General features: G+C 40.7%; 14 protein-coding genes. 4 read left to right on the top strand and 10 right to left on the bottom strand.

Annotation, left to right across the window (positions count from 1 at the left end):
- Positions 1 to 20: 20 nt before the first annotated feature.
- The 7 genes from H6G86_RS22605 to tftA form a co-directional block, all read right to left on the bottom strand.
- The gene (locus H6G86_RS22605; protein ID WP_190936188.1) at positions 21 to 728 is read right to left on the bottom strand and encodes a hypothetical protein; all 708 of its coding nucleotides are present in this window, start codon (positions 726 to 728) and stop codon (positions 21 to 23) included.
- A 252-nt stretch (positions 729 to 980) separates the two neighbouring features.
- On the bottom strand, positions 981 to 2,624 hold the full coding sequence (locus H6G86_RS22610) for a formylglycine-generating enzyme family protein (protein WP_190936189.1): 1,644 nt from the start codon (positions 2,622 to 2,624) through the stop codon (positions 981 to 983).
- A 1-nt stretch (position 2,625) separates the two neighbouring features.
- On the bottom strand, positions 2,626 to 4,317 hold the full coding sequence (locus H6G86_RS22615; protein WP_190936190.1) for a hypothetical protein: 1,692 nt from the start codon (positions 4,315 to 4,317) through the stop codon (positions 2,626 to 2,628).
- Entirely contained in the window at positions 4,310 to 5,263 is a 954-nt protein-coding gene (locus H6G86_RS22620) for an AAA family ATPase (RefSeq protein WP_190936191.1), read from the bottom strand. The genes H6G86_RS22615 and H6G86_RS22620 overlap by 8 nt, the downstream gene beginning before the upstream one ends.
- Positions 5,248 to 6,201 carry a hypothetical protein gene (locus H6G86_RS22625; protein ID WP_190936192.1) on the bottom strand — a complete coding sequence of 318 codons (954 nt, stop codon included), beginning with the start codon at positions 6,199 to 6,201 and terminating at the stop codon, positions 5,248 to 5,250. Before H6G86_RS22625 ends, H6G86_RS22620 begins: the two co-directional genes overlap by 16 nt.
- A gap of 299 nt (positions 6,202 to 6,500) precedes the next feature.
- Positions 6,501 to 7,589, bottom strand: coding sequence for a TIR domain-containing protein (locus H6G86_RS22630; protein ID WP_190936193.1), 1,089 nt, complete (start codon positions 7,587 to 7,589; stop codon positions 6,501 to 6,503).
- Positions 7,590 to 8,045: 456 nt separating this feature from the next.
- The gene (tftA, locus tag H6G86_RS22635) at positions 8,046 to 9,398 is read right to left on the bottom strand and encodes a hormogonium tapered terminus morphoprotein TftA (RefSeq protein WP_190936194.1); all 1,353 of its coding nucleotides are present in this window, start codon (positions 9,396 to 9,398) and stop codon (positions 8,046 to 8,048) included.
- Between the two features lie 141 nt (positions 9,399 to 9,539).
- Here tftA and dnaG point away from each other — a divergent pair, with 141 nt between their 5' ends.
- On the top strand, positions 9,540 to 11,483 hold the full coding sequence (gene dnaG, locus H6G86_RS22640; RefSeq protein WP_190936195.1) for a DNA primase: 1,944 nt from the start codon (positions 9,540 to 9,542) through the stop codon (positions 11,481 to 11,483).
- 36 nt (positions 11,484 to 11,519) lie between these two features.
- Here dnaG and H6G86_RS22645 read toward each other — a convergent pair whose 3' ends face one another.
- The gene (locus H6G86_RS22645) at positions 11,520 to 12,893 is read right to left on the bottom strand and encodes an AAA-like domain-containing protein (protein ID WP_190936196.1); all 1,374 of its coding nucleotides are present in this window, start codon (positions 12,891 to 12,893) and stop codon (positions 11,520 to 11,522) included.
- A gap of 487 nt (positions 12,894 to 13,380) precedes the next feature.
- Here H6G86_RS22645 and H6G86_RS22650 point away from each other — a divergent pair, with 487 nt between their 5' ends.
- On the top strand, positions 13,381 to 14,910 hold the full coding sequence (locus tag H6G86_RS22650; protein WP_190936197.1) for a PAS domain-containing sensor histidine kinase: 1,530 nt from the start codon (positions 13,381 to 13,383) through the stop codon (positions 14,908 to 14,910).
- Between the two features lie 146 nt (positions 14,911 to 15,056).
- Here the strand turns inward: H6G86_RS22650 and H6G86_RS22655 are convergent, their stop codons facing one another.
- Both H6G86_RS22655 and H6G86_RS22660 read right to left on the bottom strand, forming a co-directional pair.
- Entirely contained in the window at positions 15,057 to 16,682 is a 1,626-nt protein-coding gene (locus tag H6G86_RS22655) for a PRC-barrel domain-containing protein (protein ID WP_190936198.1), read from the bottom strand.
- Positions 16,683 to 16,704: 22 nt separating this feature from the next.
- Positions 16,705 to 16,899, bottom strand: a complete 195-nt coding sequence (locus H6G86_RS22660) for a hypothetical protein (protein WP_190936199.1) — start codon at positions 16,897 to 16,899, stop codon at positions 16,705 to 16,707.
- A 663-nt stretch (positions 16,900 to 17,562) separates the two neighbouring features.
- Here H6G86_RS22660 and H6G86_RS22665 point away from each other — a divergent pair.
- Positions 17,563 to 18,156: a cytochrome b/b6 domain-containing protein gene (locus H6G86_RS22665; protein ID WP_190936200.1), complete on the top strand. Its 594-nt coding sequence runs from the start codon at positions 17,563 to 17,565 to the stop codon at positions 18,154 to 18,156.
- A 27-nt stretch (positions 18,157 to 18,183) separates the two neighbouring features.
- A complete protein-coding gene (locus H6G86_RS22670) occupies positions 18,184 to 19,617 on the top strand; it encodes a bifunctional orotidine-5'-phosphate decarboxylase/orotate phosphoribosyltransferase (RefSeq protein ID WP_190936201.1) in 1,434 nt (477 codons plus the stop codon).
- Positions 19,618 to 19,662 lie beyond the last annotated feature (45 nt).

A 19,662-nucleotide genomic window follows, 5' to 3' on the forward strand; every position in this document is an offset into this window, starting at 1 on the left:
AATAAAAAAATTTTCTTTTGTTATTGTTTTTGAAACTCTAAGTTAAGAAAGAACAAAACTTTACAAATTCCAAATCCCAGAAGAATTAATTGTATTAATGCAGTGGATATAACAGTAATTAATATTGAAGAGTTTGCAACAGTAATATTGAAAATTTTGTAAAAAATTGCCTGCAAGCCCCCACTGATTAGATAAGTTAATAATGCAAAGAAAAACGCCTTCCACCAATTTCCTTTAACTAATGTTCTACTGTATAGAAATGCTGCCTTACCTCTTTGACCTCGGAGAATAAAAGCGTGAAAGGAGAAGTCATTGTTTATAAAGTAAATAATGCCTGGAACGAATAGCAATAGAAAAAGTAAATAGGAAGTAATAAAAAATCTTATCTCTAAACCAATCAGGGGTAAGATGTGCGACAATACCCATTTTACTACAGCTTTAGGTTGAATATTTTCCTGAAGAACACAACTTTCTGTAAGGATACAAAGAGTAGCACTATAAATTGAATATACAAAGATATAAAAAATTGAAATTAAAACCCATAGGTATAAAATATAACCATAAAGTAATAAATAGTATGATAATACGGTTAAAATAATAGAAAAAGGCAGGTATATTAAAAACAAACCAAGAAAGAGCCGATTTTTTTTAATATATAAGTTGAAGCCTAATGATATTAATTCAAGCAATCCAAGTTTTTTGCTTTGAAGTTCAGAAAGGATACTCATAGGTTATATTTGATTACCTCATTTTTAGATATAAATCTAGTATTTACCACATTCTGTTCAGCGTTAATAGTACCCGTCAGGGTACTGCTTGAGAAATTCTTGTGAAGCTTTTTGTAACGAAAAGCAATAAATATAGCAATCCTATTTGATGTGTGAAAATCGTCAGCCTCAGATACCCGACTTTTTAGAGAAGTCGGGTATCTTTGTGTTCACGAATTATTTAGGATTGCTATATGCCTCATCATTACAAGCTCATTTGAGATTCGCTTTTTGCAAAAATACTGCTACTCGGAAGCCAATTGTCAGCACTTTATTGTCAGGAGGAATTCCGTTACGATAGGCCGAACGACATATAGTAGGTTCATGGCTCCAAGAACCACCTCGGATAACTCTAGGTGAAGCCCGGTTGTTAGTAATTCGGACACTTCTATCTGCTGGTGCATTCGTGTAGTCGTCATACCAGTGATCGGCACACCATTCCCAGACATTGCCATGCATCTCATCTAGCCCGAAAGCATTCGCTGCGTTATGAGAACCTACTTCACTAGTTTGTTTGCTCGATCGCCCTTTGGGACCAGAACGATATCGTTTGCTTGCGTCATAACTGGCAAGTTGAGGAGAAATTGTTTCGCCAAAGTAAAATGGGGTTTTTGTCCCTGCACGACAAGCATATTCCCACTCGGCTTCGCTGGGTAAACGATAAGGTTTTCCAGTCTGTAATTGCAAACGCTCACAAAACTCGATCGCTTCAAACCAAGTAATGTGTTCCACAGGTAAATTATCACCTTTAAAGTCGAAGGGGTTAGAATTCAGTTCAATCCTGACTTTGGTAGTCTTGGCAATTGCCCGCCACTGGGCTTGTGTCACAGGAAAACGGCTTAAAAAGAAGGAGGTAATGGTGACTCGATGTTGAGGGCGTTCCCGGTAGTCTCCCTCATTATTTACGGTTCCCATCCAGTAGTTGCCTTCTGGTATACGCACCATTTCTAGGTTAACTTGTCCCTCTAATTGCTCATAAAACAGGGTTGCTTGTTGTTCATGTCGCTCGATTACCCAGCGTGAACCCAATTGCATAAACCGGGGTTGACGAATTAGTTTAGCTGTCTCAAATTTAAATGCCTTTAGTGAGGTAGCTTTGGATGCAATCAGGTTGATATGCCAATTAGAGTCTTGGAACTCAGGAATGGGTAAAGTAACTCCGGCGACGACAATTTGATTATTATGGGCTGGCAAAGATTTTAGGGTTGATTCTGCTTGGATATGATTGCCACGAGCCAGTTCGCGCATCCCCTGAAGATACGCTAGCAGGGATTCAAAATGAGCTTGATGCAAAGGAGTTGCGATCGCTTCTGTTAATGATGTCAATCGAAGCCATTCTGTTTTTTCGCTGAGGGTTAATTCGGCAAGTGTCGTAGCCAAATCATGGGCGACAGCTTCTGGATAAACATACGCAAGTGCCGTCCAACGTTGAGCTTGAGCCAGAGTTTGTATAGAGGATTTAGAATCATTTAATTCTTGCTGTACGTAGGATAGTAAAAAATGGGCTAATTCCTCAACACGCTTCTGACCGAAGCTAGGATGATGAATCATTTGCTCTAGTAAATAATTGCGTAAATCTGCATCCATCTCATATAGTTCATGTCCTACTTCTTTACAGAGTGGAGAAAGTAGCAAGTCGGCTACTGCGATCCACGGCACTTTCAAGTCTTGCTTTGCGATATCCATCGGAAAATTTGCCCAGAGACAGTAGGTCAAATGGGGCGTGAGAGCGATGGGCAAGGCAGCATGATAGGCTAGATATATATGGGCTTTGGTAAATCGTTTCTGGAATGATGCGATCGCCTGCTCAATTTCCTGAGAGCGCGTTTCCGGCAACAAAACACTAGGATTCGTCATCTTAGCTTACCTCCCCCAAAGGTTGATGCCGTCCTCGTAAAACGTTGATCGCCTTGTAAAATTCCTGACGATTTACCTCAAACATGGGAACTAAAGCCGCAATGTCATGGGCGGTTGTAGTTTCCCAGCGATCGCGAGGAACCGGATTGAGCCAAGTAATATAACGTACATACTGCCGTAACTCTTTTAAAAAAAATTTTGTCAACCGCCGTCGCCTAGAATTAAATCCACCACGAGCAGCGCCAGCATCGCTGAAAATCAAGCAAACTGTTCTAGCTTTAGGCAAGTTTGACAAACAATCATCAATTGATTCTGCCTCTAAATGATAGCGATCGCGGTACAAATATTCATCTGGACAGTTGTGAAAATAGTAAACCCGAACTCGGCTGAAACGCCCTCCACGTAATGCTGTATCTGCCAACTCTTGGGAAAGGTGGTGAAACGGAACCATCGAACCATCTCCATCGATTAACAGCAGAAGTTCTATGCGGTTGGTACGTCGCGGAACTAACACAGGATTTAATAAAACTCCGTACTGGGCAACCTGTTGAATAGTGGCTTCCATATCTAGCTCGATGGGTGGCCCCTCACGACTAAACTGACGCAGATAACGCCACCCTTGCTTCATTTGTCGATGAGTGACAGGCAAATCGTTAACGATGAGGGGGAATTCGCTAAGTTGGTTGTCTGATGATCGCCTGATTGCTTTAGCAACTTGAATCTCGTCAGCCGTTGTCCGCATGACTTCAGGAGACAGCATTGTTTTGGGTAAGTTGGTGTAAGTTTCAGGAATGATCGCATCATCTGCAAAAGAGACTGTATGTTGAATTTTCCACATCTTCCAAGCAACAAGCAGCAGAATAATACAGGTAAAAATAATTAATAGTAAGTTAAGATATTCAGAATAATATAATAGATTATTCAAATAATCTTTATTTTGAATAACTAAAATCGCTTGGTTGGGATAACCAAGCTGAACTTTACCTTGAGGGTCAATCAAGCATAAGGTAATTTGCTTCTGGAAAAAATCAGTCTTCCCAGCATTGGAAATGGGAATTAGGAGAGTTTTTTCTCCTAATTCACCATCTTTAAATTGAACAACTTGGGGAGTATCACTAACCAGGGAAGTATCTTTAGGTTCGTTTGGGCGACAGTTCTTTCCAACATTCAATTCTGCACTGACTGCTCCATACCTGCTACCAGTGCGGGTAATTTTGATCTGTGCTGCCTTTTCACCTATATTTACGGTAAAGGAAGGAAAAATAAAATTAGTGCCGCTGAAGCTTAAAGTATTAACCTGTGATTCCTTTTTGAGGAGAAACGCGCTGCCGATCGCCACAACACAAGTCGCCAGCCCTAAAATTATCAAACGCCGGATTCGAGCCGTTTTACGTCTCTTGAAAGTCGGTTGTTCCTGTTGATTCGTTTTTGAGCTAATATCCTCTGTTTTACTTTCAAAAAAGTCTGCTTCCAGGCGCTCTGGAATGATTTGGTTGAAATAATCGTGAAAAATTTGCTCTTCTCGCTGGGATTTTACCCAAATAGCACAGCATAGTTGGGCTAGTTCAGTGCGATCGCGAGTACCAAAACCTGCATTAATAGATTCCAGCAGCAGATGATATTCTGCCAACCCCAAGGGAAAACCTGCTTTCCTTAAACAGGTGAATAGTTCTAATAATGCTGGCTCATTCACGATCGCTAGTTAACCTCAAATAATTAATGTGAGCATCCCAACTTTTGAGTAATACTTCTAAGTAAGGCAGTTGAGCTTCCCCCGACAACTTATTTAATACTTCTTGTAAGGAATCTCGCTTTAGCGCCTTAATCCAATCGAGTAATTCACTCGTACTCACATTCTTACTGAATTTACCTGTTTCACCCTCCATAGATTCCCGTAATTTCATAAAACGGGAAACAGCTGTATCTGTCAGTTCATCTGCAATATCAGGAAATCGACATTTGACAATTTGCACAATTTGTTCATAGCTGGGAAAATGGACGTAATAGAATAAACACCGCCGCAAAAAGGCATCAGGTAAATCTTTCTCATCGTTACTAGTAATCAAAACGATCGGTGAATTGACTGCCTTAATCTCCTTTTCTTTCCCATTTTCTCGGATCTCTTCAATCTGAATCAGTTGCTCGTCGAGTTCTAACAATAAATCATTGGGAAAATCGATATCGGCTTTGTCAATCTCATCGATTAAAACTACTGTCCGCTTGGAATTAGTAAAAGCTCTACCTAATGGGCCAAAACGAATATAAGATTTTGGCTCGTCAAAGCGTTTCTTTTCTTCTATGGTTAAAGAACCAGATGCGGCTAATTGAGCATCTCGTAGCCGGCCAACGGTATCATAAATATACAAACCATCTTTAGCTCGACTAGTAGATTTTACATACCAAGCCTCAAAATCTAGTCCTAACTCATAAGCAACTGCAAGAGCTAGTTGAGTCTTGCCACATCCAGGTTCTCCTTTGAGTAATAATGGACGACCTAAGTAAATCGCTAGATTCACAACATCCACTAATTTTTGGCTGGGTAGGTAAGGATAGATGAGTTTACCGTTGTAACTATCTCCTGGGTTCGGCTGTTTAATGCCAGTATATTCAAGGCGATTAGAATTTAGAGGCGTAACCATTTGCCCTCCTGCTCAAACAAATTACAACCACAAAGCTCGCAAATTTTTCGTAAAGTTGGCATTGGAACCCCTTGCTTTTCTAAAAGCACTCTAACGGTTTCTGTCTTATTAGCAGAGATAGCTGGAGGTAAGAAATCACTCTGAAAATTTAACCAATCTCTTAAATCCTTATCTGAAAATGGATGGATTGTAGGCAATCCCAGAGGGTAATTTGGTTGCCAATCTGAATCATACTTCTCGACAAAACCGACATTCCACTGAGATATTACACCTTGATAGTCTATGAGGAAGATGAGTAGTTTGAAGGCATTTTGTTGATTATTATCTTCTAATACTTTTTGAGTAAGTGATACCCAAAAATTGTTAAGTAAATCACACAAATTTTCTTTAATCGTTTCATCAGCATTGTTAAACACAATTAAAACATTCTGTGATTTCCATAGTTCACAAATTTTTTCAGTAATTTGAGAAGGTGAACTCTTTTCAGGTAAAGTAACCCAACCTGCAAATTCATCCCAAATCGCTAAAATATCTGTCCTTGATGAAGTTCTATTTAAGTCAATAAAAATTTTTTTACCTTCCAAAATATTCGGGATAATCGAAGCTAGTCGATTGAGTAACCATCTTTGACCATAGTCTTTGGAACAACCTTGGATCAAAAACACACCATGAGAGTATTTTCCAGCAATTTCTTCAAAGAGATTGTGCTGTTCCCAGTATCCTAACTTTAATAGTGATTTATATAAGAAATCGAAAGTTGGGCTTTTTTCTAGATCAGAGTTTTCCGCTCGTTTCGGTTGATTAATCTGTTCTTCTAACTCTTCGAGTTCTTCATCTATTTTTTGTAATCTTGATTCGTACTCCTCAATTCGTTGTTCCAACTCATATTTAGCTTCCGAATCAGTTTTGGTGATTCTTTCTTTCTTGAACCATTTCAACTTTTTGCGAACTTCTCCATATTCCTCTTCTAGGTCTTCACGTTTTGCCTCTAAACGCTTAAGCGAAGGCATATATTCTCCTTAGTTAATGTCTGAAATATCTGCTGATATTGCTTGGTTTTTAGCATCCATACTTGTCTTAAAAATTGCAATAGTTGGATAGCCAGATGGTATTGAGATTTAGAAGAGAAACAAATCAGGGTAGGAACATTCTGAACTTTGCCAAGGAGTGATTATAACTCTGCGATCGCGCGGCAAACACACTCCATTTTGATGAAAAATCTACTTTTTTGAATATTTTACAGGGAATTAACCGCTTTGCGAATCCCTTCTACTACATTTAGAAACGCGGTATCGCGATCGCTCCACTGAGTTACGGGTTTAGCATCTTTTGGTAGAACTTGGAGTTTACTGAATGGCGAATCTTTCCAATCACAAGGTCTGAGAATAATCGGAATTACCTTTGCTGTGCCTTGATTGTGCCGGGCGATTGCCCTTTGCATTTCTATGTCATAGCAATAATCTGATCCCATAAAGGGGGGACTGATCAGCAGCAAAATGATCCGAGCAGATTCCAATTGCCCTTTAATTTGAGCTTCCCATTCTTCTCCCGCTTCGATGGCGCGATCGTACCAAGCAGTAATCTTACCCTGGCGTTTGAGGTTAGCCAGATGAGTCACAAATTCTTCCAGCAACTCGTCATCTCTATGGGAGTAGGAGATAAAGACATCGATGGGCATATTGTCTAATTGCTCAACTGAAGGTTTAACAACAGTATTCAAGGTGGGTTGAACGGTGACATCAGAAGATGGGGATTTTTTGAGCAGCACTGGGGTCAAGTGTTCTGCAATGCCTGCCATCAGAATTGCGGCACACCCTAGTTTATAGGCAAACTCAATGGAACGACCTGCCCCGATCGCGTCATAAAACCCGACTGCAAACTCGATGGCTGCTTTATCACCAATTGCTTGGTTCATGCCAATTACATAGTCAACATGATTAGCGATCGCTTTCGCTTGCACTTCTGAATAACAGCCATTGAGGACAACACAGTGAATTTGGTCAGCAAACAGTGCAAACAGTCCTGCCAACGCTTCCCCGTTCACAAGCTTTGCGTTACCAATTTCATCTTCAAAGACTAGCCCTTGTTCCCCCGCCCCATGTCCTGAAAAATGGACAATCTGCGGACTGATATCGAGCATCGCCCGTTGAATATCACGAGGACGAACTGCCAACCGTTGCTCTAGCTGAAATTGGTCACGCTTTTGAGCGCGTTGCAGTCCTTCTCCAATATCCCGCAACTCTTGATCGAGCCGTAGACGGGTAGTGTCTTGAGGATTTGCAGCCAGAAATAAGATGCTTTGCCGATTAGTACTGGAAAAACTCATAAATAACTTGTTTCAATAATTGCTCGCACAATTGAGCTTTAATGTCAGGATATACATAATTTTTATAGATAATATCTATATTTAGGAATTATACAGGAATTTTTCTCCATAGTTACCCTAAATATAATTATTACGTATATACTTTGCTGACATCCAAAATATTTCCGCTTTACTTGAAGAAGAATTCAGAAGTCAGAATTCAGGAGTCAAAATCAATCAGTCGTGGGTCTGAATCCCCGACTGATTAAAGACCACCAAATTGTACATTTGGTGGTCTTCAACCCGGTTATTCATCCGCCAGTCATACAGAATAACCAACTGAATTCTGTTAGCGATAGCGGGGCGTTTAGCCCGTCCTGAATCCTGAATTCTGTTCGATAATTAAACGGAACTTTTTTGAATATCATTACTTGTTGCAAGGCTCTAAAAAAATTGCTATAACAAGTTAATCAACACTCAAAGAAGTCCTGCTGATTCATATAATCGTTTAAGCATTGCTGAAATCCTTGCACCATAATCTAAATCTGCTGACCACCGCCCTGATAGCTGATCGATTAATGTCGCAATCCCACGTGTGACAAAGCGAAACCTTGGATCTACTACTTCTTGTACCAAAGGTTCTAAACTGGCATAAGCTTTCAAATGTTGGACGTGTGCCCTCACTCCTATTCTGGCACTTGGAAAAGATGCAGCTTCTGAACCTCCACCGATCGCACCTAAACCTGCAAAGTTATTTTGCTCAGGTTTTATATCTCCGCCAAAGCGTAAAAATCCAGTTTCTACACACATTTGGCAAAAGGCAATATCATAGTTTACTCCCTCTATCCCTGCTTCTTCCCGATAAAGTTTGGGAATATCTGGAAACTTTGCCAAAGCACTTTCGTTATTGTTTCTGAGGAATAATTGTAACTGTATTTCTGAAGTATTACCATTTGACATCACTCGTTCCAATTGACCAGGGCAAACTATCAAATTGGATCGCAAGCTGACAGTCCGGGTTGCAGCGTCCCAATTAACCGCAACATTGAAATCTCGGAGTTCTATTGCTTTAATATAAACTATTTTGCGATAGGTAATTCGATTAACATTAGCTGCTTTGGAAAGATCAATTCGCAGCAGATCTACTAAATCAATGGGGATGTAAGCATTGCCATTAACTAATACTCCTTGCTCTGAGTAATTTTGTCCATTAATATTAATATTAATTGGTGGATAATTTGCTTCGGCTGGAGTGCCAGGAGTAGGATCGATCGCACGGCTCCAAGTTGCCAATCCATCAGCAATTCCTAAAGCAAAATCGCGGCGACGAGTTTGCAGCAAAGCCCGATCATCTGGATTGCTGAGAAAGCCTACTTGCATTGCCAAAGCTGGAAGTGTTGTCTGGCGACAGAATGCTAAACTACCTAATCCACTATCTGTATCTGGCTTGACTCCCCGATTTGGTAATTGGGGGACGCGGCGCAATAAACCCACTAGCAATTGTTCACCATTGCTTTTACGATCGCTATTATTCGCAATATAAAAGACGCTAGCCCCACGCACAGAAGGGCTGTTAGCTGCATCAGATTTAATCTCTAAGGCAATATCACCCCGGCGGCCGCGAGAATTGATCCAGGTGATGGTTTGGGCGGCACTCAAGTCATCGGGAACTGCCAAAATTTCCAAATTCCGCGCCCTCAGTTCGGTGACAATCAAATCCCGCAGCAGAATCATTTCTTTAGCTTCAGTTGTACCACCTGCGATCGCACCTAAATCGATCCCTCCAGCTTCTCTGCCTCCATGAGCGGCTGATATAAAAATACGTCCCATTTTAAGTATTTCCTCTGATAAAATTAAATGTAAGCAATTGTATAGATCATTCTTGGTCTAGCAACAAGAATATAATAGCTATCAGTTGGTAAACCCACCGCAGTGTTAACTACCAACTCATGACTTAACAAATAGACTAGAATGCAAATCCCCCGCTTGCACCCAGATACAATTGAGGAAGTTAAACTACGGGCCGATATTGTAGATGTCGTCTCGGAATACGTAGTTTTACGCAAACGCGGAAAGGATTTTGTCGGTTTGTGCCCTTTCCATGACGAGAAATCTCCTAGTTTCACCGTCAGCCAGACTAAGCAAATGTACTATTGCTTCGGCTGTCAAGCTGGAGGAAATGCCATCAAGTTTGTCATGGAGTTGGGAAAGCGCTCTTTTGCCGATGTAGTGCTGGATTTAGCACGGCGTTACCAAGTACCTGTACAAACCCTCGAACCCGAACAACGTCAAGAATTGCAGCGTCAGCTATCTTTGCGTGAGCAGTTGTATGAAGTTCTGGCAATGTCCGCCCAATTTTATCAACACGCCCTGAGACAATCCCAAGGGCAAAAGGCACTTCAATATTTGCAATCTAACCGCCAACTCAAAGAAGAAACTATACAGCAATTTGGTTTAGGTTATGCCCCCGCAGGTTGGGAAACTCTTTATCGTTATCTAGTGGAAGATAAACATTACCCAGCGCAGATCCTAGAAAAAGCGGGATTGATTAAGCCGCGCAAGGAAGGAGGCGGTTATTATGATGTATTTCGCGATCGCTTAATGATTCCTATCCGCGATGTTCAAGGGCGCGTCATTGCCTTTGGTGGGAGAACTCTCACGGATGAACAACCGAAATATCTGAATTCACCAGAAACGGAACTTTTTAGCAAAGGTAAAACATTATTTGCCCTCGATCAAGCCAAGGGTGGGATTTCTCAACTCGATCAAGCGGTGGTGGTAGAGGGATATTTTGATGCGATCGCTCTTCACGCTGCTGGGATTAATAACGCCGTTGCTTCCCTTGGTACAGCCTTAAGCTTAGAACAAGTGCGGTTAATTTTACGGTATACCGAATCGAAACAATTAGTACTCAACTTTGATGCTGATAAAGCCGGAACCAATGCCGCCGAACGTGCGATCGGTGAAATTGCCGAACTAGCATACAAAGGCGAAGTTCAGCTAAAAATTCTGAATTTAGCCGATGGTAAAGATGCTGATGAATATTTGCATAGCCACACTCCAGAAGATTATGGAGAACTGCTAAAAAATGCGCCACTTTGGTTAGATTGGCAGATTCAGCAAATTATTCAAAACCGAGACTTGAAACAGGCTACTGATTTTCAGCAAGTAACTCAGCAATTAGTCAAATTACTTAAAAATATAGCTAACAGTGATACACGAAATTATTACGTTTCCTACTGTGCAGAAATACTCAGTTTGGGAGATACCAGACTTATACCTCTGCGAGTCGAAAATCTGTTAACTCAAATTGCTCCGCCTGCAGCTGCATACACTAAACCTGTATCAGCGAAGCAAGCATGGGGAAGTAGTAAAGTTTCTCAATCCCCACTTCCTACAGAACGCAGTCTTTTAGAACACGCAGAAGCCTTATTACTGCGAATTTACTTGCATTGTCCTGAACAACGTCAAGCGATTATTGCCGAACTAGAGGAGCGAGATTTGCAATTTAGCCTTTCCCACCACCGATTTTTATGGCAACAGATTTTAGAAATCTCATCCGGTGATGGAGAGACGAGAAATCTTGCGTCTCAACCAGATTTAATTTCCCGCTTGCAAGATCATTTTTTAGAATTTAGCAGCGAGATGGGGTTAATTTCCCATTTATTCCATGTAAATGAAAAAAACCAAAAAGAAATACTTCGAACTCCGCAAGTAGTTCAAGCTGCGATCGCTTGCATGGACTTGGTGATGCTGGAAAAACGCTATCGCCACTTTTTGGAACTATGGCAACAAACCGATCCAGAAGCTGAACCAGAGCGTTATCAATCTTATTATCAAGCCTTCTACGCCGAAAAAATCAAGCTTCAGAAAATAGACCGACAACGGCTATTTTCCATCACAGAGTTACTGTAGGTTTGCACTCCTAAAGTTACTCTCGCAGAAATAACGCTAGCCATGCCTAAACTCACAGTTAAAACAGCCGTTATTGAAATGCTCGCTTGTCTTCAAATATCGTCGGAAATATAAACGATATAATTCACAGGCAGGAGTACTGCGATCGCCATCTAAATTAATTAGCCCCATACTTTGTAATTTATATGCCAATATTGGCTCTACTTTCACATAATTTGTCGCGTTAATTACTTCATAAAAAGCATCTTGCAATGCTAATTCATCACGTAGCGCTAACACATATTGCTTTAAATACTCGTGATAAATTCCTGCTTCTGTGGGTGCTTCTTGCAATAGCTTTTCTAAATCCCGTTCTAGTCCCCCTTTACCCACCAGGTGATAAAAAGCTAATCGCACCAAATAAGGATATCCTCCCACAAGTGCCATCAAACTCTCGACTTTACCATTTGTCCAATCCAAGCCGTGACGTAGTGCTAAATCCTGCACCTGCTCTTTTGTGAAGGGAGCTAACTTAATTGGCAAACCAATATTAAATGGTGATTGAGTCAGTTTTAAGGGAACAAGAATTTCCGTTGAATAAACCAGAACTAGACGCAGTTTTTGCCAAATTTCTACCCCTTTGGCTCGTTCATACCACGATCGCACTAACGGTAACAATTCTCCAGCAATTTCCTCATATTCAAATACCCAATCCACCTCATTCAATACCAACACAAGGGGAGTTTCTAGCGCAGACAGTAAATAATGTTGGAAATAGATAGAGCAACTTACTTTGCTACCCATATCTTCATCCCAATAATCATTGAGTTTTGGTTCTAACTCTAACTCTCGGCTGAGATTAGCACAGAGCCAGCGCAAAAATTTATCCAAACTAGTAAATATTACTTTATCTGCTTGCTGAAAATCTAACGTCACGGTGCGAAAGCCTTGATCATTAGCGCGTGCAAGCAACTGCAAAATCAGAGAGCTTTTCCCCATCTTCTTGGGTGCTTGGATGCAGATGAGACTTCCAGGTTTAGCCATTTCTGCGTAGGCAATTTCCTCAATTGGCGGGCGAGGTATGTAGAATCTGGAATTAACGGATACTGGACCACTAGGAAATTCTAAAGATATAGCCGTAGCTGCTTTGTTAAATTCCTTAATTAATTGCTGATCTGCTTTGCTAAGACGGTGATTTTCTACAGTCTGGCGGAAGTTAGATTTATTTATCGGTTCTTTACAAAAATCACTCATTACTTGCCATAAATGAGCAGCAATTTTCCTCACACGTTCCTCGCCGTAGTGAGCTTCACAGGCAATATTCGTGTAAGTTTTTCCTTCCCATGAAGAACGCAATATAATCTCTTGGAGCGTTGTTAAACCCGTTGCTTGACTGGCTTTTAGTAGCAATACTACTTCATCTATAGTCATTACTCATCGGCTCCAATTCAGCATGAATTTTATCACACCATTATGTTTTGGAACTCAATGTAGTCTACCTTGTATGAATAGCAGCCAGCCCTTTCCCAAAAAAGCTACAAACAAGGCTTGACAATATTTTTGTATCCTGAAACATTTGACGTGACTCAATCATAGAATTTTTTTTACAAAATTTTTCGAGTTTTTAAGTGATTATATTTGATTTGAACTACTTTTTTTAGACATATCTTAGAATGTAGATGCACACAATGTAGCTATTTTTTCTAAAAAATGGCCACGGCGATCGCAACAGAGGTTACATTCGTCCGTTTACCTTTTTCTAAATTCCATCCAAATTGATGATATGGGCTGATATATTTCTAACCGAAATTACAGCCTAATCAACCAAGTAGACGATTTATCCATAAATGGATCGTCAGGGTGCTAAGACAGCGTAGAGAGAGAGCTACAGGATATCTTCCTCACCGTACCAGCAGCTATGCATATCGAAGAACCCGCTACCCATAAACCGGAAGCTCCACTTTCAGTACAAGATTCGCAGAGTTTCCCGGAATCAAAAGACTTATCTCCAGAAGATTTAGATCCTTGTCAATGCTCACAAGCCGCCTTACAAATGGCATTAATCGCCAGTGGCTTGGGGTTGTGGGATTGGAATCTCATAACCAATAAAACCTATTACGATCCCCAGTGGAAGGGCATTTTGGGGTATGGATTAGACGAAATCGCTCATGAGCATAAATCCTTTGAACGACTTGTACATCCACAAGATTTACCGAGAATTCGCCAGGTGTTGCACGATTATCTCCAAGGATGCACACCTGTGTTTGAAGTTGAATTGCGAATGTTGACTAAATCCGGCGAATGGAAATGGATTTTGGCTTGTGGCAAAGTATTTCAGTGGGATGAATCCGGTAAACCAGTGCGAATGGCCGGGACACACAAGGATATTAGTCAGGATAAAGCGATCGCTACTCAACAATACCAACTACTTGAACAACTCCAAAGAGAAATTGCCCAACACCAATCTACTGAAGACCAAGTTAGAGAAAAATCACAGCAGCTAGAAATTACCCTCGAAGAACTCAAATATACCCAAAGGCAGTTATTGCAGAACCAGAAAATGGCTAACCTCGGTCAACTGGTGGCGGATATGGCTAACGAAATTAACAACCCTGTTAGCTTCATCTACGGCAATCTCCATCCTGCAAGTCAATACGCTGAAGATTTAATCAGAATCATTGAACTTTACCAACATTACTATCCCAAACCTACCCCAGTTATAGCCTTACATCTGCAATGCCTCGACCTTAGTTTCGTGAAGACAGACTTTTTAAAATTACTGTGGTCAATGCGAGCTGGCTCAGAGCGCGTTAAAGAAATTGTTTTTGCCTTGCGGAATTTTTCAACCTCTGACGAAGGCCAAATGAAAAAGGTTAACCTGCACGAAGGACTTGATAGTGTTCTGAGAATTTTACAGCATCGGCTCAAAGAAAAGCCTGACAGAGCCGGGATTGAAGTAATTAAAGAGTTTGGGGAACTGCCCTTAGTCGAGTGCTACCCCGGCGATTTAAATCAGGTATTCATGAACATCTTAACTAATGCCATTGATGCCTTAGAAGAAAGGATGAAATATGATTATTCCTTTACTCCCAAAATATTTATTCATACAGAAATTGTTAGAAGTCATTTGTCATTAGTCAATAGTAATGATATTTGGCCAAATAACAAACAAATAGGAAAAAAACACAAAATTATAATTCGCATTTCTGACAATGGTCAAGGCATACTTCCCCACATCCAAAGACAGATGTTTGAACCATTTTTTACCACCAAGCCAGTAGGTAAAGGTAAGGGACTGGGACTATCAATTAGTCGAGAAATTATCGTTGAAAAACATCAAGGTAAAATTAAGTGTAATTCTAAATTAGGTCAAGGTACAGAGTTGATAATTGAAATGAATACAACAGCAAAACACTATGCTGCTATTAGAAAACACGCCAGCTTTTAGGTAATAATAAATTCATGAATACGAGCGTTGCCAACACGCCCAATACGGTTAGGTTCAGGTTTTTTGATGAAAATTCTAGATCACAAAGACGCGATAAATCGCCGTCTCTTGTCTTAACCGAACCGTATTGCAACAGAATCGGTTGCTCATTTTATCCCATTACCATGATGCGCCAAGGCTGCCATTCCATATTCTGAAGCACGTAACTCTTTATCAGAGATTTCTGGCTCCTTGGTATAGACCGAACTCAGTAAGATATTCAGAACTCCACTTTCTTCAGCTTGACTAACAGCGCGATGTGTAATCAATTCACCTACATTCAGAATCACGTTGTCTTCTGGGTCAAGAATGACACGGGTAACTGGACGACCTAGAGCTTGTTCAATCCGTTGCTTCTTCATTGCCCGTGTACCGCGTCCTTGTAAGTTTTCTGCCTTCGCTTTCAAGGCTTGCCAAAAAGTGTTGAGATTCTCTTGAGCAATACTTGCCCCGTCGCGCAGTTGAACTTTGTTTTCTAACCATCTGTCACTTGCGGTAGAACCGACTGCGGTTGCCAGAGTCAGACCGACAGCGTTCAGCAATTCTGCTTCTTTACCGTAAGTATGGGCCCGATCCAGAAGGGATTCCGTCACAATTTGCCCAGATGCCGCAATAATTAAGCCATCGTTGGCACGCACCGTTTGTACGACTCTACGCCCTCTTGCCTGCTGGATCGCCACATGTCCTACCAGCGAATCAACCGAGTGACGTAGATTAGCGGCGCTACTGTGAGTTAGGCTCCCAATTCGATTGCTAGTAGATTCTGTTGCTGCTTGCAAATTGCGGCTGATATTGATAGTCAGGCTACCACCCGTAGCTCGATAAAGTTCATCCAGAATGTTCATGCGATCGGCCGCTTCTGCATCGACTAGCGTCACTTCATGCCCCTGTAGTAGCAGTACATTGCCGTCTGGAGTCAGCACATTCCGCTCAACATGCTTGCCAATCACATATACCTTTTGCTCGGCAGGATCAACCAAATTGTTTGTTAGGGAGGCAGTTGCATCTCGATTGAGGTCTTGCAGTTTGCTGCTAGTAGCATCAGTTGCAGCTTGTAATTGTTCACCTACATTCTGGCTCGCTTCCTGTAGCCCACGGTTCACACTCTCTACCGAGCTTTGCAGCTGCTGATTCACGGTTTGAGCTGCTGTTTGCAGTCTGCTATTGGTAGTCTCAGCCGATTCCTGTAATCTATCTCCAGTTGCTTGAACAACTCCTCGGATACCACCCACCTGTTCTTCCATCATTTGAGAGGTTTCTGGAGGTACAAAGGCAACATCATAACCAATTTTCAGGGCTTCACGAGCAGGAACGAACGATCGCCCCGAGTAAGCATCGGCAAATACACCGCCAGAAACTTCGTATCCTTCCACCAGTCCACTATGCTCATCGAAGAACAAATCGACCAATCCACCGAGGTCAAGTCCCTCCGTAGTCAGAATTCTCTTTTTTTTAAGCACAATATTTTGGTGCAGAATATCTTTAATTACAGGAACACGATGTGCCTTAACAACAGATTCTTTCGAGTTAACTACGATCGCATCCAACCCAATCGCTTGCACTTCTGCCAAAGGAATCACTTTTGCGTCTCTAAACAGTCCCTTTTCTGCAACTAAAAAACCCAAAAGTTGATTGTGTTTCTGATCAAAGATTAAATCTATAATTCGCACAATTTTCTTACCTGTGTCGTAGGCAACGACCACTTTATCGATAACATCACTACCTTTACGCATTTATCTATCCTTCAGATTATTATTAATTTGGTTGTTCAATTACTTGTTCATTGTTTGCCTGACCTTTTATTTGAAAATATCGTCCTTCTCGGCCAAAACCGGGAACGATATCAATCATGCCAAAGTATTCGAGAAGTACCCCAAAGATGGCGATCAGGATAATGAAAACGGTGATATTAGCTCCAGTATTAGAGCGCTGTCCTACGAGTCTAGGCATTTTTTTATCTTATTTATTGGTGTTTTTATCGCTAAAATTGTTGTAAGTATCGCACAAGAGTATTTATATCATTAAATGTAAGTCAAATGTTTATTTATCAGTATATACATTACTTCAGCTATTCTCTCAAAAGAAATAATAGCTGAAGATATACTTCTAAAGGCAGATTTTTATCTATTTATTCTCAAAAATTTGGATCTGTTGTTTTTATAAATAAGTATTTTACTTCTAGCATCAATACATCGAATTAATTAAAAATTTAAATTTTTAGTACAAACTATACAACTTCTACGCTATTCAAACGTTCGCTTAAATATGATTTCAAGCAGCAGGCTGTACTTGTAACATAAGCTGACTATGTTTGGGTGCGATTTATTTAGCTGCTTCTGTTATCTGGTTTAATTGATGACACGCCCCAGTATTTTTGTATCGGAACAACCTAGTCACGCCTAGACTGACATTTAAAACAGTAACGAACATCTTTGCCAAAATACTGAATCATAAAATGAGAAAATAAGGGTAAGCAATACCACCCCCAACTTTGCAGGGCTATTTACTCAAGACAGACGCTTATGCTTGGTTGATTCTTCCTGTGCCCAATTCCCAGTGCCCCATGCCCAATTTTTAAGACAGATAAACAGCAAATTTTATCAGTCAAAATCTATGACTTTGACCCCCTCTCAAACTCGAAAGCGACCGACTCAAGCGATCGCAGCCAAAATTTTCCACTGGTGTAACATCATTAGCCTGTTTATCATGCTCACCAGTGGACTACAAATTTATAACGCCAACCCTGTTTTTGGTGGACGTGCAGGTTTGCACATTCCTCCGATATTTACGTTAGGAGGTTGGCTTGCAGGAGGTAGACACTGGCATTTCGCAGCAATGTGGCTATTCTCGCTCAATCTCTTGTGGTATGGAATTTACGTTTTAATTACCCGGCGCTGGCGACATCGGTTTGTCGGTGCAAATGACTTCAAAGCATTACAAAAAAGTCACAATTCTAAACGCCTAATTTATGCTTGGCATCGGATTGCGTATACAGCAATTATTCCGATCTTGCTGCTGGCGTTATTTACAGGGATAGGAATGTATAAACCTTCTCAATTTCCCTGGATTGTGGATTTGTTTGGCAATTGGCAAGCATTGCGAATTGTTCACTTTGCCTCAGTCCCGATGGTTATCTTATTTGCAGTGATTCACTATCAATTAGGGCAAAAAGCTGGTGGTACTGAATTAACAGAATCAATGTTTTGACAAATGATATTTTTTTAAACTAAAAAAATGAACTTTTTTGATAAATTGAATCGTAGTATCTTGCAAAATCAAAGCTTACTGTTTGTAGGACTCGATCCAAATCCAGAGATGATGCCTGTGCGTTATGAATCTGAAGAACTCATCGCTGGTTTGGAAAAGTGGTTACAATTCATTATTGCGGAAACTGCTGATTACGTTTGTGCTTATAAACCGACACTTGGCTTCTACGAAGCGTTAGGTATTCCCGGTTTAGAACTGCTGTACAAAACTTTAGCAGCGATTCCAGCGCACATCCCGGTTATTTTAGATGCCAAACACAGTGACTTAAATACTAGTACCATTTTTGCCCAAACTGTGTTTACAGAATGGCAGGTGGATGCAATCACTCTTAGCCCCTATACAGGACAAGATCATGTAGCACCTTTTTTGGTCTATCCTGAAAAAGCGGTATTTATCTTATGCTGTACTTCTAATCCAGGTGCAGAAGCTTTACAGCAATATCCCACAAACGAGTCACCCCTTTATTTACAGGTAGTAAAAGAATCAAAAACCTGGGGAACTCCAGAACAATTGGGTTTGGAAGTAGGAACTACAAATGCTGAAGTTTTAGCACTGATTCGAGCGATCGCACCTGAACGGATTATTATGGCGCGTAGCATCTGGGCGAAGGGTGGAAACCTAAGACAAATTTTAGAAGCAGGGTTGAATGCTAACGGTGATGGTTTGCTGATTCCTGTTCCTCAAGATATGTTGGGAAACACACAATTATCTGAGGAAGTCGAGTCTTTACGTGCAGAAATTAATCAACTAAAAACTGAAATTATTCACGAAAATTCTACATGTTCTGTGTGGTTTCCTGATGTTTGTTTCCTAAATCAGCACCCCTACCAGGATTTGATTTTACAACTTTATGACATTGACTGTATTATGTTTGGCAGCTTTGTCCAAGCATCAGGAGCAATATTTCCTTATTACATCGACTTACGCAAAATTATTTCTAATCCTCAAGTTTTTAATCAAGTTCTCACTGCTTATGAGGATATTTTGAAGAATCTCAATTTTGATAGGTTAGCAGGTATTCCCTATGGTTCTTTGCCTACCGCGACTGGTTTAGCTTTGCGCCTTCATTGTCCAATGATTTTCCCTCGGAAAGAGGTAAAGGCCCACGGAACGCGTAGAGTTATTGAGGGTCACTTTCATCCGGGTGAAACAGTTGTGGTAGTTGACGATATTCTTATCAGTGGCAAAAGTGTTATGGAAGGCGCAGGAAAGTTAGAATCAGCAGGATTAAATGTTAATGATATTGTGGTACTTATCGATCATGAACAAGGTGTGAAAGATAGGTTACAGCAAAATGGTTATCACAGCCATGCAGTTTTAACTATTTCAGAAATTACTAATACTCTCTATCAAGCAGGACGAATAAATGAGGAGCAATTTTTAGCTTTTGCTGAAAGTTAGTAATTGGGAATGGAGAATGGAGAATGGGGAATTGGAAAGATTTTT

The organism is Nostoc sp. FACHB-133 (genome assembly GCF_014698055.1).
Classification (GTDB): Bacteria; Cyanobacteriota; Cyanobacteriia; order Cyanobacteriales; family Nostocaceae; genus Nostoc.

Coding starts and splice junctions, on each gene's coding strand:
- H6G86_RS22605 (WP_190936188.1), bottom strand. CDS start 728: ATGAGTATCCTTTCTGAACTTCAAAGCAAAAAACTTGGATTGCTTGAA.
- tftA (WP_190936194.1), bottom strand. CDS start 9,398: ATGGGACGTATTTTTATATCAGCCGCTCATGGAGGCAGAGAAGCTGGA.
- H6G86_RS22650 (WP_190936197.1), top strand. CDS start 13,381: ATGCATATCGAAGAACCCGCTACCCATAAACCGGAAGCTCCACTTTCA.
- H6G86_RS22655 (WP_190936198.1), bottom strand. CDS start 16,682: ATGCGTAAAGGTAGTGATGTTATCGATAAAGTGGTCGTTGCCTACGAC.
- H6G86_RS22630 (WP_190936193.1), bottom strand. CDS start 7,589: ATGAGTTTTTCCAGTACTAATCGGCAAAGCATCTTATTTCTGGCTGCA.
- H6G86_RS22660 (WP_190936199.1), bottom strand. CDS start 16,899: ATGCCTAGACTCGTAGGACAGCGCTCTAATACTGGAGCTAATATCACC.
- H6G86_RS22670 (WP_190936201.1), top strand. CDS start 18,184: ATGAACTTTTTTGATAAATTGAATCGTAGTATCTTGCAAAATCAAAGC.
- dnaG (WP_190936195.1), top strand. CDS start 9,540: ATGCAAATCCCCCGCTTGCACCCAGATACAATTGAGGAAGTTAAACTA.
- H6G86_RS22620 (WP_190936191.1), bottom strand. CDS start 5,263: ATGGTTACGCCTCTAAATTCTAATCGCCTTGAATATACTGGCATTAAA.
- H6G86_RS22610 (WP_190936189.1), bottom strand. CDS start 2,624: ATGACGAATCCTAGTGTTTTGTTGCCGGAAACGCGCTCTCAGGAAATT.
- H6G86_RS22645 (WP_190936196.1), bottom strand. CDS start 12,893: ATGACTATAGATGAAGTAGTATTGCTACTAAAAGCCAGTCAAGCAACG.
- H6G86_RS22665 (WP_190936200.1), top strand. CDS start 17,563: ATGACTTTGACCCCCTCTCAAACTCGAAAGCGACCGACTCAAGCGATC.